The organism is Akkermansiaceae bacterium (assembly GCA_017798145.1).
Taxonomy (GTDB): domain Bacteria; phylum Verrucomicrobiota; class Verrucomicrobiia; order Verrucomicrobiales; family Akkermansiaceae; genus Luteolibacter.
Map to the genome: position 1 here is coordinate 1354071 of CP059069.1, position 14648 is coordinate 1368718.

Genomic DNA, 14648 nt, shown 5'->3' on the forward strand with positions numbered 1-14648 from the left:
ACCAGCCTGCCGTAAGGGTTTTTCAGCAAGGAAACGGGTTGTTCACACGCCGTCCACATGTTGTTCACAGGCGCTTATCCACAGGTTTCGGGCGGATCACAATGAGCCATGCCGCCGCGAGCCCTGCGATCCCGCATGACACCCAGAGCAATCCCGGGCTCATTCCGTATAGCCAAAGCCCGGCCATGGGGCCGACACCGGCGGCGATGTTCCAGCTGAAGGCGCTGAATCCCATGTAGCGGCCTCGCATCTCGTCGGGCGCGAGGTTCGCCACGTAGCTGCTGGCCACGGGGGAGGAAACCATCTCCCCGACGGTCAGCACGACCATGGCGAGGACGAGCATGGCGGCACCGGAGCCAAGCGCGAGGAGTGCGAGGCCGCAACCCATGAGCGCATAACCTGCGGCCATGAGTTTCTGGGCATCGTGGCGGCGGGTCCAGTTGGTCAGGGGGAGCTCGAAAAGCACGATCAGCAGGCCGTTGAGGCCGAGGAGGAAACCGTATGCTTTCTCATCGAGGCCTGAGCCCTCGGTGACTTGCAGGCCTAGCGAGCTTCCGGTTTGCCAGAAAATGCAGGCCATCAGAAACGATGCACAGACCGAGCGCAGAAAAGGCGCATCCCTTGCTATCACGGGAATCGCCGCACTCCAGCCGGCGTTCGAGACGGCCTTTTTGCCTATCCCCCGCTGGAGGCCGAAAAGGATGATGAGCGCGAGGATGACCGTCGTTGCCGCATCCGCGACAAAGAGCCAGAGGAAGGACGTCGCCGCGACCAGCCCGGCGGTCATCATGCCGAGGGCGGTGGCAAGGTTGATGACGAGACGCTGCACCGCGAAGGCTCGGACGCGGAGTTCCTTTCCGATCAGATCCGCCGTCAGCGAACTGCTGGCCGGGTAGTAAAGGCTGGTCATCAGCCCGGAGAGGAAGGCTCCGGCGACGAATTCCGGCATGGATTTCGCGAAGGCGAGGAGCATCATTGTGGCGGCCGCGCCGAAGGTGGAAATGAGCAGGGTCGGCTTCCGGCCTATGCTGTCAGCAAGGTAGCCGCCAAGGATGGATGCGAAAAACCCACCCGCGCCATACGCCGCCAGCGCATAGCCGGTGACCTTCGGCTCAAACCCGAGCTGCCGCAGGTAGATCGCCAGGAAAGGGATGACGAAGTGGCCGAAGCGGTTGATGAAAGACCCCGCCATGAGCAGGTAGAAAGGCCGTGGCAAAAGCCGCAGGTCGGCGATCATGCCGCGCTGCGGATCTGCTGGCCCGGATGCTACGCTCACGCGCTACATTTGCCCCGGACTGCCATCCGGGAGCAACTCGAAAGGGCGGCGGGATTGATCCCGCTCGCGGACTCCTGCGGGAAGGCATCCGGATCATTTGTGAAATCATGTCCCGCGCGCTTCAGACTGCATTGAGGAGGGCTGAACCGCTATCGGGCATGAGGTACCTGAGCAAGCATCCGACGCCCCCGTTTTGCGCCAGCGTCTCGCTGTTGCGCACCGTTTCCACGGGGATGTCCTGTTTCATGGCAAGATGCACGAGCCTTTCGCGATCCGATGTAGGGAGATCCGAGGAAATGACCAGCTGATCCGCCTGATGGCTTTCGATCGCCCGCAGGGTCGGACCATAGCCGAGCACCGCCAGACCGCCGGAAAGAACCGCCGATTCGAGGCGGCGCACGGTATCGTGGCTTTCCATGTTCTCCTGCTGGAGGAAAACGGAGACCGACTGCTGGACGACATGGTTGATGGCGCAGTCCGTTACGCCACCATGGATTTCCCCGGCGATGCGCGACTGGAGATGTTTGGGAAGCTGCTCGCGGAGGCGGTTTATGAAGCGCGGCTCGCCGGCGAGCACCAGGGCGTTGTGCCCGCGCTTCGCCATCAGGCTCTCGATGACTGCCACTTTCTCCTTCACGAAACGGCCATCCCTTTCCCTGCGGTGGTTCTGGTAATGCTCTCGCGTCCATTCCCGGCCCAGGCGCTCGCGCAGCTCGGGGCGCTCCGCGAGGAGGGCTTCGGAGGCATCGCCGAGATTGATTTCATAGACCCGTGCGCTCTCCGAGGAAGAGACCACGAGCACGAAGCGGTGGAACCGGTCTTTCGCCTCCACGAGCGGAAAAATCACAGGTACGGTGCGGGCGTGGAATTGCGGCTCAAGCGGCACCTTGAGGACAAGCGGCAGCACCATGGGAGTCTCCCCCCAGCGGCAGAAAATGGCGGCACTCATCCCGCCGGAGACCATCTCAAGCGCTGCCGAGACCTCCTCTAGCGCATCGTCGAAATCGCGGAGCTGGGTTCCGCGGAAACAATGCCGGACATGCGCGGCCCAGGCATTGAGGCGGATGCGGTTCTCCTGCCGCGGGAGGCCGGCATCGAAATAGGCGCTGATGACCGGGGACTCCGTCTCGGGCAGCGTGGCAAGGGCGATGAGGTGCTTTTTCAGTGATAGTTGGTTCATTTCTGCAGCGCCCTCCGGGGTTTCCCCGATGCACGGGTGCCGGTGAGCATGACAAGATACATCGCACGGATCATACGCAAATGAAATCGTGAATTATTTTTCATGCTTTTACCCACCAGCGGGGCGCTACTTGCCGGCAGGCTGGATGCGGCGCACTTCCTTGACTTTCAGGGGGTTATCAAGGGGATGCATCAGTGAGATGGCGAGGGACTTCGCCTCCCCGGGCTTATCGAGGCCAGAGATGATGAAATTTTTCCCCAGCGGTGCCTGCATGATGACCGGTGCGGTGATGACCTCACCGTCCAGCACAATGGCGATGCGGTCGAGGCTGGGGCGCATGTTTTGGGTGAAGGCGATCATCTTGTCGGTCCCGCTGGCGCTGAGGGTGATGTCAACGGCATCCGGCTGGTGGGGAGAGAGCGAGGCGTTGGCAATGTCCTCAACGCCCAGCGCCTTGCGGCGGCTGATGAGGATGGGCGTTTCGCAATCGATGCCGTCCGCGTCCTTGCCCTTGAGCGTAGAGGCGCGGAAGCCCGGGACGATCTCGTCGCCGTCGTGGACGCGCTGGGCGAGGGTCACTCCGCCGGCGTTGGTTTCGTCGTTCCGAGGGCTCACTCCGTGAAGGCCGAGGGATGAGGGTTTTCCCAGTATGGCGGAGATTCGCGCGGCTTCCTCGGCATCCACACCGGGAACCATGACCCGAAATCTGCCCACATCCTCGCGTGTCACCAGCACCTTGGCGAAGCCCATGTCTCCGAGGCGTCCCTCGACTGCCCGGATCGCCTGGTCAAGCTCCTGCTCGGCGATCGGCAATCTGTTGCCGTCGTCATCCACGCGTCCCTGAACGCTCAGCAGGAAAGAGTGGCCGCCATTTTCCGCGAGCTCATCCTCCGGAGAGGAACACGAGGAAATCACGCAGAGCATGACGCAGAGGAGGAGGTTTTTCATCGGGATGAATGAGGATGCCTGGCGGCGGAGGCGCGTTCTCCAGAAAGCGAGACGCCCGCGATTTATGCTGTGCTCGCGCTCTGCAGAGCGCGGCTCCGAGCGGATATCATTTTCCAATCCTCCGGCTCCAGGCAGCAGGGATCTGCGGCGACCCAGTGGCCGGGGGCGATCTCGCGGAGGGAGAGATCCATGCCTATCGTCTCATCGTACCGGGTGTGCTTGATGCGGTGTCCGAAGGCGCTGCCTGCGGGTGGGTCGATGGGTGATGGCACATCGCCTTCAAGGAGGATTTTTTTGCGCTTCACCTTGGGATCGGCGATGGGGACGGCGGAAAGAAGCGCCTTGGTGTAGGCATGCTTCGGATCGCGGTAGATGGTTTCCGAATCGGCAAGCTCGACGATTTTCCCGAGATACATGACGGCCACCCGGTCGCTGATGTGCTTTACGACGGAGAGGTCATGGGCGATGAAAAGGTAAGAGAGGCCAAATTCCTTCTGGAGATCGACGAGGAGGTTGAGGATCTGCGACTGGACGGAGACATCGAGGGCGGAAACCGGCTCATCGCATACCAACCACTTGGGCTTGAGCGCGAGGGCGCGAGCGATGCCGATGCGCTGGCGCTGGCCTCCGGAGAACTCGAAGGAATAGCGCTCTGCGGCGGCGCGGGAGAGGCCGACGGTGTCTAGCAGCTCATCGACCCATTTTTTCCGCTCCTGGCGGGTACCCATTTTGTGGATGCGGAAGGGCTCCTCGATGAGGGAGCGGACGCTCATCCTGGCATCTAAGGATTCGGAGGGATCCTGGAAGATCATCTGGAAATCCCGGCGCAGCGGGCGCAGGGCGCGCTGGCCGATCTGGGAGATATCCCTGCCTTCGAAATGGATGCTGCCGGAGGTGGGCCTCAGGAGGCGGACGAGTGCCTTGCCGAGGGTGGATTTCCCGCATCCCGACTCGCCGACAAGGCCGAGGGTTTCACCGGCGGCGAGTTCGAGGGAAATGCCGTCCACGGCTTTCACGGCTCCCGTCTGGCGGAGCAGGAGGCCGCTGCGGACGGGGAAATGCACGCGCAGGTCGTTGGCTTGCAGCATGGGGAAATCGCTCATAGGTCGGAACATTCCTTGCAGATTTCCAGCCGGTGCCCCGGCTGGACTTCCTTGAATTTCGGGCGCTCGCGGGTGGCCTCCATCTTGCGGCCGAGGCGCTGGCAGAAGCGGCAGCCATGGGTGAGATCCGCAAGGCCGGCGACGGTGCCGGGGATGGTCGGCAGGACGGATTTCGGCGGGGTGTCGAGGGTGGGGATGGAGCGCAGCAGGGCGCGGGTGTAGGCGTGGAGAGGGTTGCCGAAAAGCTCATCGACCGGTGCGCTCTCGACCACGCGGCCGGCATACATGACCACGACCTCATCGCAGGTTTCCGCGATGACGCCAAGGTCGTGGGTGATGAGCATGACGGACATGTTCATCTCGCTCTGGAGGTTTCTGAGGAGATCGAGGATCTGCGCCTGGACGGTGACATCGAGGGCGGTTGTCGGCTCGTCGGCGATGACGAGATCCGGGCGGCAAGCGAGGGCAAGGGCGATGACGACGCGCTGGCGCATCCCGCCGGAAAGGTGGTGCGGGTAGTCCATCATCCGTTTCTCCGGGGCGGGGATACGGAGCAGGGCCAGCATTTCCGTGGCTGCATCCCATGCATCTTTCTTGGACAGTTTCTTGTGGATGCGGAAAACCTCCGCGACCTGCCTGCCGATGCGGTGGACGGGGTTGAGGGCGGACATGGGCTCCTGGAATATGACGCCGATCTCGCCGCCGCGCACCTCGCGCATGCGCTTGTCGCTGGCGTGGAGGAGATCCTCGCCCTTGAAGTGGATCTCGCCGCCGAGGACTTTTCCGGAGGGCTGGGGAAGGAGCCGCATGATGGACATGGCGGTGACGCTTTTCCCGCAGCCGGACTCGCCGACGATGCCGACGGTCTTCCCGTAGGGGATATTGAAGGAAACCTGATCCACTGCGCGGAGCAGGCCGCGCTCGGTCTCGAAGGAAGTGATGAGGCGATCCACCTCAAGCAGGTTTCCGGAACTCATTCGGGCACCTCCGTTTCCTCTGCGGGTTCTTCGGTAGGTCCGGGTTCTTGGTCGGAGACGCTGTACCGGTAGTCGTCGAAGATGCGGTTCACCTCGCCAAAGCTCTTGCCATCGCGCCGCGCCTCCAGGGTTTCCTTTTCCATGCCCTCGTCGATCCAATGAACGGCTGCCTCGAAGGGTTCGTAGAGGATGGGCGGGCAGAAACGGGTTTCCTCGCAATCCGGCCAGCGCACCCAGCGCCAGCAGCCCAGCCTCACGAAGTCCACCGTGTAACCCGGGACAAAAATCGCCTCATCGTGGATGATGTGCTGGAGCTTGACGGATGCATCGCGCAGCTCTTCCACGGTGCGGGCGTTGCGGACTTTCTCACAGAGAAGGTCGGTGTCGTCCCGTCCCCAGACAAAGAGATTGTTGGTCTGGGGCTTGATGTTGCCCCTTTCGTCGCGGGCGTTGGAGGAATGCATGAACTGGTGGTAATCCGGAACCGGCGGGGTGATCACCCAGCCGGTGAAATTCATCTCATACTGCTTTAGCATGGATTTCTTGTAATCCACCGTAGATTCGTTGGAGTCCAGCCGCAGGTCGAAGCCGCAGGCCTTCGCTTCCTCGCGCAGGATCGCGAACATGCTGTCATAGTCCGGCCTCGCCCGGTAGCTGACGGAAACGGATAGCTTTTTGCCATCCTGCCTCTCAAGGATGCCGTCGCGGCCGGTGCGGGTGAAACCGGCCTTGGCGAAAGCGGCCCGGGCGGCGGATACGGAATAGCGGGGAGCCTTGATCGTGGGATCGCTGAAGAGGAGGTAGCCCTGGTTGAAGGCATCGAGCCGCTTGTAATCGCCCCGGTGGATCACATCGATCACCTTCTGCCAGTTCATCGCATGCTGTATGCCTCTCCTTACGTCCAGGTCATCGAGGAGCGGCGCGGTGACATTCAGGTAGATCCCGATGGGCAGGGCGGGGTACTGGTTGTAGAAGGTGTATCGCTCGATGTAGCCGTTGAAGACCGGATCGACCTCGGATTTCTCGTACCAGTAGTTCGGGCGTGTGAGGTAAAAGGTGTCCAGCTCGCCGGCGCGGAAGAGCTCGAAGGCCTTCGACTCGTCGCGGACGACGACGTGGCGGATGCGGTCGGGGTTGAAACGGTGTTTGTAGTATTTCCTGTCCTTCGCCCACCAGTCCTTTACGCGGGTCTGGGTGATGGAGACGCCTTTCACCACATCCTCCGGCAGCACCTCGTAGGCTCCGGTCGTAGGCGGGAAGACCCACTGGTAGCGCTCCGTGAAATCCGGGCCGTAGTCCTTGTAGAACCCGGGCTGGGAAGGCCTCAGGCCACCGGCGATGGCAGGAGCGTAAAGCTTCGCCTCAGGGAGCGAGATGGAAAGGGTGTGCTCGTCATAGACCACGAAGCCCGCGATCTCCTCTTTCCAATACTGCTTTGCATAGGGATTGACGATGTCGTCGGAGATCCGCAGGTAGGATTCGAAGATGTAATGGGCAGCCTTGACCGGAACGCCATCCGAGTAGCGCGCATCCGGGTCGATTCGGAAATACGCGGTCCGGCCGTCTGCGGAGACGGCCCATTGCCGGGCGATGCCGGGTATCATTTCCATGGTCTTCGGGTGCAGGCCGACGAGCGGCATGTCGATCTCGTCGTAGAGGGTGCCTCGGAAGCCGTTGTTCGAATTGTCCCCGAAAGGCCTGAGAGTGGGCGGGAAGGTGGGGATGAACATCCGCATGGTGCCGCCTTTTTTCGCCCTCGGATCGCCGATCTCCTCATGCTCCATGCCATCCTCCCAAGTGAGGTCTTGGGGGATTTCCGAAGGATCGCCGAAGCGGAAATAATCCCCCAGGCCGAGGCGAAACTCCCATTTTTCCTCCTCGCGTTTCAGGTTGATGAGTTTCCTCTCGATAGATTCGCGCGCTTCGCCCTCGGCGGTGAGCATGCCCCGCTCCGCATCGCGGATGCTCTCCGATGTTCGCTCCTGTTGCTCCAAGAGCCATGCCTTGATGTAGCGGTTGTATTGCGGGATGAAATCCTCGAAGCCGGAAGTCCGCACCGCCTTAACCTCATCGCTGCCACAACCGGCCAAGGCGATGGCGGCTACGGCGATGGGAAGGATTTTGAGGGGCGATTTCATCAACGGTAATAGCTGAATTTTTTCGGGTCGTATGCTTCCCGGACAGCCTCGCCGATGAAGGTGATGAGGACAAGCAGGCCTACGAGGACGAAGAAGGTGGAGGAGACGAGCCACGGGGCTGAGAGGTTGGAGAGCCCGTCGTTGAGAAGGCGCCCCCATGTGGCGTATTCCGGCGGGAGGCCGAAGCCGAGGTAATCCAGGGCGGTGAGGGAGAAAATCAGCGAGGACATGGTGAAGGGCACGAGCGTCACGATGATCGCGACGGTGTTGGGCAGGAGGTGGCGGAAAATGATGCGGGGGGTGCCTGCTCCGAGCACGCGGGTCGCGGCGATGTAGTCCCGTTCCTTGTCGCGATAGGCGGCGGTGCGCATCAGCGAGGTGATGCCCATCCAGCCGAAGAGCATCAGGATGGTGAGGATGACGGGCAGCCCCTTGAACTGCTCCGGCACCATGCTCGACAGGATGATGACGACGAACAGGAAGGGCATGTTGGAGAAAATCTCGATGACGCGGTCCATCACCAGGTCGAACCACCCGCCGAGGTATCCCATGAGCATCCCGATGACGATGCCGACGAGATAGACGATGGGCAGGAAGATGAGGGCTGCCTTGAAATTCACCTGCAGGCCGCCGTAGAGGTAGGCCAGCACATCGTATCCCTGCGATGTGGTGCCCAGCCAGTTTTTCTCGGACTCGCCGAGGATGGGCGGGGAAGGATGGTATTTGAGCGCCCTGATCTCGCCGCTTTCGATGGCGAGGAAATCCTCCACCGTGCCCTCGCCGCTGAATTTCTCCTTCACCTTCTCACCTTTCGCATACTCCGCGGTATAGACCCTCTCGCCAAGCGCATCCCAGCCGTCAACAGCTCCACTCAACTTGCCGTTGCGCATGGTATAGCGGAGGTGGAGGTCGCCTTTTTCGATGTCGTGGTATCTCGCCGCAAGACCGAAGTATGGTTTCCTGCTACCGGTTTCGTGATGGACGCCCTGCTTCTCGACAAGCGCACGGGAGCGGGGCGGCAGGGTGTCATCGGTGGAGCCGAATGGGATGAGGGGCATGATGACACGACCCCCGGTTTGGTTTTTCCGGAAGTCTCTCTTCAGCTTGCGGTAGTTCACCGGGGCGTCTTCCAACTCGCCACCGATGCCGAAATCGGAGCCCTTGTAGGGCTTGGGCGTGAAGGCGGGGAAAAACCATTTCCCCTCGTAGCGGACGGCCAGCGCCTCCTTGCCCACCACCATCTGATCGAGCGATGCGAAACCGGCCAGGCCAAGCAGGATCAAAAGCGAGACGTATCCGCGCCTGATTTCCCGGAAACGCCTCGCCCTGCGCAAAGCCACCGGATTCGGCGGGCCGCCCGTGAAAGATTTCACAAGCATGAAGGAGCCCGCGCAGACCAGGATCGCGGAGCTGAGCCAGCCGAACCAGAGGAACTCCCCCTTGCCGAGATCCCATTTTAGCAAGGGCACATCACGGCTGGACTCGAAGAACCAGCGGGCTGTGGGGAAGTCGATGCCGAACAGCTCCCCGAAGGCCGCAAGCAGCCCGAGCAGGAACATGAAGATGGCGATGGATCGCTTGCTCATTTGAATTTGATCCTGGGGTCAACCATGGCGACAATCATGTCGGAGAGGATTTTTCCTAACAGCATCAGGAACGCGGCGATGGTCAGCGTGCCCATGATGACCGGCACGTCCCGAGCGACCACCGCCTGGTACTGGAGCAGCCCGAAGCCCTGGATGTCGAACACCGTCTCGACGAGGATGGAGCCGCCGATGAAAATCTCGATGAGGCTGCCCGCGCTTGTGGCGACCGGGATCATCGAGTTCCGGAACGCATGGCCGAAGACCGCCTTGCGGAAGCTCACGCCCTTGGAAACGGCCGTGCGCACGTAATCGGCGGAGAGTTGGTCCATGAGGTTGTTTTTCGTGAGCATGGTCAGCATCGCGAAGGAGCCGACGAGGTAGCAGAGCAGCGGCAGCACGGTGTGGTGTGCGAGATCCCTGGCCTGCTCCCACGGCGGCATTTCCGAAAAACCGGGGCTGGTCAGGCCGAAGAGCGGGAAGAGGTTCATGCGGGCGCCAAGGTGGACCAGCAGGATCGCGCCGAGAGCGAAACCCGGGATCGAGTAGCCGATGAAGATCAGGATGGAGCTGGCGCTGTCGATGAAGGTGCGGTGTTTCAGGGCTTTCACGACCCCGAGCGGAAGGCAGACCGCGTAGGTGATGATGGCCGTGAGCAGGCCGAAGTAGAGGGCGACGGGGACGCGCTCCAGGATCATCGTCCAGACCGGATCGTTGTACACGGTCGATCTCCCGAGATCGCCCTGGAGGATACCGCTGAATTCCGTCTTGAAAGCGACCACGCGAGGCGAGTAGCTGGGCACTTCCGCACCGGGCAGGCTGCGACGCAGAAACCTCTCCTGCCGCATGTTCTCGTCCTCGTAGCGCAACTTCCATCCATCCCCGAGGATGCTCATGCGGCTCAGCCGGTATTTCGCGGAAACAATCCCCTCCCCTTTTTTCCTGACCTCCACCAGCCGCCCGTCCCCGCGAAGAACCAAGGTCGCGGTGTTGTCCGGATCGTCGCCGCCGCCGCCGATCACATCGTCGCCCTGCTCTCCGAACTCGCCCTTGGAAAGCATCACCTCGCGGGGCAACGCGCCAAGCCACTGCAGATAGGCCACGGGCATGCTCTTATCGAGGCCGAACTGCTCCTCAAGCTCTTCCATCTGCTCCTCGCTCAGGCCGCCGCCGGACTCGCCGGAGGATTTTTTCCCACCGCCGCCATCCGCGCTTCCCGCCGCCTGCTGGAGCATCCTGTCCATGGGGCCGCCGGGGACGAAACGGGTGATCGCGAAGACCAGGAAGGTGATCCCCAGCAACGTGGGCGGGATCAGCAGGAATCTTCGTAGGAAATAGCTCTTCACTCGTCGGGGGCGACAGTTTCAACGTGCGGAGCGGCTTGGCAAGCCCGGTTGGCCTAAAATTCCTGGCCTTTGCTTTTCTTCACCGCCTTGACGTAGGCGAGCACGGCCGTTTCGTCCGAGGAGGGCAAGCCGGCGTGGCCGATCATTTTCGGCATGGCGTCCTCCCAGTCCATGATATCGACATTCTCGGGGAGCGGGTATTCGTGGCACTGCCCGCAATTGAGCATGTAAACCACATGCCCGCGCTGGAGCTGGTCGAGGGATTTGCCGCTGGCCTTGGCCATCTTCGCATCCGGGTTCGGCACTTCAGAAATGCCGCCGATCGAACCATCGTCGCCTCCAGGCATGTCGCCCATGCCCGCTCCTCCCGGAGCGCACCCTGCCAAGATCATGCAACCGAACGCAAAAGCCAGATCCAACCGTTTCATCCGCGGCAGAATATCCATGCCCAGCGCAAGACACAACACCTAACGCATGATTCAAGCCATTCTTGACATTCCGGAAAAATTGCACACCTTGAGATCCTCCGCAATGAACCGGGTTTGGCAATCCGGGGAACTGTGGATCATGCTGAACCGAAACCAGCCGACATGAAAACCGGACTCGTCACGCTCCTGCTATCCTCCCAGTTCGTGCAGGCCATATCCGTCGCCAATTACAGCGACGCGACCAACGACCGCTTCACCGACAGCCCCTCCTTCATTGGGGCGGCCCATGATTTTTCGGGGGTTGGCAGGTCAACGGACACATCCAGCACCCGCTGGGCCACCCTGATAGGACCCAACTATTTCATCAGCGCAAACCATTTTCACCCCGCCGTCGGATCCACCATCAGTTTCACGGCCGGAAACAACCCGGGTGATCCGACCTACACCTATACCGTCAGCGGCGGATTCACCGTGACCGGGACGGATTTCTGGATCGGCTACACGGAAGCCGCCATGCACCCATCCTTGGCTCGCTACGGGTATTCGACCATCCCTGCGAACACCCTGCAGGAAACTGGTCTTGCCGGAGCCGATCTCTTCATGATGGGCGACCGCATCAGCGGGCAGCCCGGCGCGGCCATGGCGCAGACGGTGGGAACCAACCAGGGGGAAAGTTTCCGCAATACAGGAACAACAGCGATGAACACACCGCAAACCACGGTGAACTTCGGGGATCCGGCCGCTTTCGACCAGATCGTGACATTCGAGAACATCGCCGGTGACAACACTCTCAATATGACAACCCATGAATCCCAGGTGGCCAGTGGGGACTCGGGCAGCCCCCTGTTCTCTCATGGCCTAAGTGGTCTCCTCCTGCAGGGCACTGCGTGGGCTGTTTCAATCGGAATTCCCGGCAATTTCGTTGACACAGGAATCCCGGGTATTGCCGAACCCGGCGACCCGCTCGAATCGCGCAATGCCAGTTTCTACAGCTACATTGGCTCGTATGAGACCGCAATCGGGAACACGATCGCCATGGTTCCAGCACCTGTTCCCGAGCCTTCGGCCCTGCTCATGCCGATCAGCTGCGCCTGCTTGCTGCTCCGCCGCAGGAGATAAAACCCGCCCCCGCCTTGACGCGGCGGCCTTCATCGTTTCCCATCCGCCATGCCTTCGGCGGACAAGAAACCAACCATCTCCTCGAACCGCTGGATCCTTTCCTATCTCCTGAGGGAGAAAAAGGTCTTCATCCCATCGCTTGTCGCGCTGTTTGTCACCGCAGGACTCGCCCTCGCGTTTCCTTATTTCCTCAAGGAACTCGTTGGCAGCCCGGTGGATGGCCTCCGAAATGCCATGCCTCCCGGGGAAATCATGGCGAAGATCAACCGCACGATCATCTACCTGGTCGCCGCCCTCAGCCTCCAGTCCGCCATCGGCTTTTTCCGCGTCCAGGGCTTCATCCGCTCCGGCGAGTCCGCGCTCAACCGGCTCCGCAAAGACCTTTTCACCCACCTCCTGCGCCTGCCCATCCCCTACTTCCAGGAGCAGCGCAGCGGCTCCCTTTCCAACCGCGTCTCGGCAGATCTCGCCCTCGTACGCGAAACGCTCATCTCCACCGTCCCGCAGGCCGTCCGCCAGACCGTCATCCTCATCGGCGGGCTGGTTTTCATCTTCATCTCCTCGTGGAAGCTATCGCTCGTCATGCTCGGCTGCATCCCGGTCGTCGTCCTGCTCATCGCCGTCTTCGGCAGAAAAGTCCGCAATCACTCCAAGGCCGCCCAGGAATCCCTGGCGGACGCATCCACCGTCATCGAGGAATCCGTTCAGAACATCGCCGACGTAAAGGCCTTCACCAACGAAGCCTTCGAGCAAGCCCGCTACCAATGCTCGCTCGCCTCCTTCCTCGCCGTCACCTTCCGCGGAGCGAAAGCCCGCGGCGCCTTCCTATCCTTCATCATCCTCGCCCTCTTCGGCACCATCGCCTTCGTCGTCTGGTACGGCGCGCGCATGTATTCCCAGGGCGGCATCAGCTGGGAGGATTTCTTCGCCTTCATCCTCTTTTCCATCTTCGTCGGCGCATCGCTGGGCTCCTTCCCGGAAATCATCTCCCAGTTCCAACAGACCGCCGGAGCCACCGAGCGGCTGCGAGAAATCCTCGACATGCCCACCGAGCGCGAAACCGGAATCTCCCAAAAAATCACCGGCCAAATCTCCCTCGAAGACCTGTGCTTCACCTACCCCTCGCGCCCGGAAGCGCCCGTACTCGAGAACCTCTCCATCCAACTCCCCTCCGGCCAGCGCACCGCCATCGTCGGCCCCTCCGGCGCGGGGAAATCCACCCTTTTTTCCCTCATCCTCGGATTCAACGAACCCACCAGCGGCAAGCTCCTCTTCGACGGCACGGATTCCAGGGAAATCGCCCTGCAGAGCATGCGCTCCCAGATCGCCATCGTCCCGCAGGAAGTCATGCTCTTCGGCGGAACCATCCTTGAAAACATCGCCTACGGAAAGCCCGGCTCCAGCAAGGAGGAAATCGAGCAAGCCGCCACCCAGGCCAACGCCCACGAATTCATCAGCGGCCTCCCCGAAGGATACCAGACCGTGGTCGGCCCGCGCGGCACCAAGCTTTCCGGCGGCCAGCGCCAGCGCATCGCCATCGCCCGGGCCATTTTGGCAGATCCGAAAATCCTTCTCCTCGATGAGGCCACATCCGCGCTCGACAGCGAGTCCGAGCGCCTCGTCAACGAAGCCCTCGAACGCCTCATGGCCGGCCGCACCTCCCTGGTCATCGCCCACCGCCTCTCCACCGTGCGCCATGCGGATCAAATTCTCGTCCTCACCAAGGGCCGCCTCGCCGAGCAAGGCACCCACGACCAGCTCTATGCCGCAGGCGGCACCTACCGCTTCCTCGCAGAAACCCAGCTTAGCTGAAAGCCCGGATCCGCCATGCGGGAACCGCGACAGGATCCCCGCCGCCCCGGCACAGGTTTTGGCTGGCTAACAGCGGCGCGGGCGCACAGCCTTACCACTTCATGAAATACCGTTCATTGATCTTCGATTTCGACGGCACCATCGCGGACACACTCGGCGAAACCCGCAGGATCTTCAACGAGCTAGCGCCGGACTACGGGATCAGGAACGTGGAGGAACACGAGATCGGGGCGCTGCGCCACCTCTCCCTCAAGCAGATCCTCGCGGAACTGAAAATCCCCAAGCGCCGCGTTCCTTCCATCATTGCCCGTGGCACCGGGATGATGCGTGCGAACATCGACCGCCTCCAGCTCATCGACGGAATGAAGGAAGCCCTCGGCGAATTGCGCGACCGCACGGGAAGCTTCGGCATCCTCACCTCGAACTCCACGGCCAACGTCGATGTTTTCCTCCGTAACCACGGCATACGCGATCTCTTCGAATTCATCTCCTCCACCTCAAAGCTCACCGGCAAGTCACGCCACCTGCGCGCGATCCGGAAAACGTTTTCCCTGCGGCACGAGGAAATGCTCTACATCGGCGATGAGCTGCGCGACGTGAAAGCGGCGCAGAAGGCCAACATCCCTCACGCTGCGGTGACATGGGGTTTCAACTCCCGGGAATCGCTCGCAAAGGCGAAGCCGACCCATCTGTTAGATAGCCCCGGGGAACTCCTGCGCATCATGGAGGAATCCTGAC

12 protein-coding genes are annotated in these 14648 nt (G+C 61.6%); 3 read left to right on the forward strand and 9 right to left on the reverse strand.

Translation table 11 applies throughout. From position 1 onward, the window contains the following. Nucleotides 1–64: 64 nt before the first annotated feature. The 9 genes from HZ994_05805 to HZ994_05845 form a co-directional block, all read right to left on the reverse strand. On the reverse strand, nt 65–1276 hold the full coding sequence (locus HZ994_05805) for an MFS transporter (GenBank protein ID QTN31863.1): 1212 nt from the start codon (nt 1274–1276) through the stop codon (nt 65–67). Between the two features lie 121 nt (nt 1277–1397). Next, nucleotides 1398–2456: a host attachment protein gene (locus HZ994_05810; GenBank protein ID QTN31864.1), complete on the reverse strand. Its 1059-nt coding sequence runs from the start codon at nt 2454–2456 to the stop codon at nt 1398–1400. Nucleotides 2457–2582: 126 nt separating this feature from the next. Next, nucleotides 2583–3404: a hypothetical protein gene (locus tag HZ994_05815; GenBank protein ID QTN31865.1), complete on the reverse strand. Its 822-nt coding sequence runs from the start codon at nt 3402–3404 to the stop codon at nt 2583–2585. Between the two features lie 62 nt (nt 3405–3466). Continuing rightward, a complete protein-coding gene (locus HZ994_05820; protein ID QTN31866.1) occupies nt 3467–4507 on the reverse strand; it encodes an ATP-binding cassette domain-containing protein in 1041 nt (346 codons plus the stop codon). Further along, nucleotides 4504–5484 (reverse strand): ABC transporter ATP-binding protein, encoded by a 981-nt coding sequence (locus HZ994_05825; protein ID QTN31867.1) that lies wholly within the window; start codon nt 5482–5484, stop codon nt 4504–4506. Before HZ994_05825 ends, HZ994_05820 begins: the two co-directional genes overlap by 4 nt. Continuing rightward, complete coding sequence (locus HZ994_05830) at nt 5481–7622, reverse strand: ABC transporter substrate-binding protein (protein QTN31868.1); 2142 nt, start codon at nt 7620–7622, stop codon at nt 5481–5483. Before HZ994_05830 ends, HZ994_05825 begins: the two co-directional genes overlap by 4 nt. After that, nucleotides 7622–9208: an ABC transporter permease subunit gene (locus HZ994_05835; protein QTN31869.1), complete on the reverse strand. Its 1587-nt coding sequence runs from the start codon at nt 9206–9208 to the stop codon at nt 7622–7624. The genes HZ994_05830 and HZ994_05835 overlap by 1 nt, the downstream gene beginning before the upstream one ends. Further along, nucleotides 9205–10551, reverse strand: coding sequence for an ABC transporter permease subunit (locus tag HZ994_05840; GenBank protein ID QTN31870.1), 1347 nt, complete (start codon nt 10549–10551; stop codon nt 9205–9207). Before HZ994_05840 ends, HZ994_05835 begins: the two co-directional genes overlap by 4 nt. A 53-nt stretch (nt 10552–10604) precedes the next feature. Beyond that, nucleotides 10605–10907 (reverse strand): hypothetical protein, encoded by a 303-nt coding sequence (locus HZ994_05845; GenBank protein QTN31871.1) that lies wholly within the window; start codon nt 10905–10907, stop codon nt 10605–10607. A 234-nt stretch (nt 10908–11141) separates the two neighbouring features. On the opposite strand from HZ994_05845, the gene HZ994_05850 reads away from it, so the two are divergent. The 3 genes from HZ994_05850 to HZ994_05860 all read left to right on the forward strand — a co-directional run bounded on the left by HZ994_05850 (nt 11142) and on the right by HZ994_05860 (nt 14647). Then, a complete protein-coding gene (locus HZ994_05850) occupies nt 11142–12098 on the forward strand; it encodes a hypothetical protein (GenBank protein QTN31872.1) in 957 nt (318 codons plus the stop codon). Between the two features lie 48 nt (nt 12099–12146). Further along, nucleotides 12147–13910, forward strand: a complete 1764-nt coding sequence (locus HZ994_05855; GenBank protein ID QTN31873.1) for an ATP-binding cassette domain-containing protein — start codon at nt 12147–12149, stop codon at nt 13908–13910. A gap of 101 nt (nt 13911–14011) precedes the next feature. Beyond that, nucleotides 14012–14647, forward strand: coding sequence for an HAD-IA family hydrolase (locus HZ994_05860; GenBank protein ID QTN31874.1), 636 nt, complete (start codon nt 14012–14014; stop codon nt 14645–14647). Nucleotide 14648: the final 1 nt, after the last annotated feature.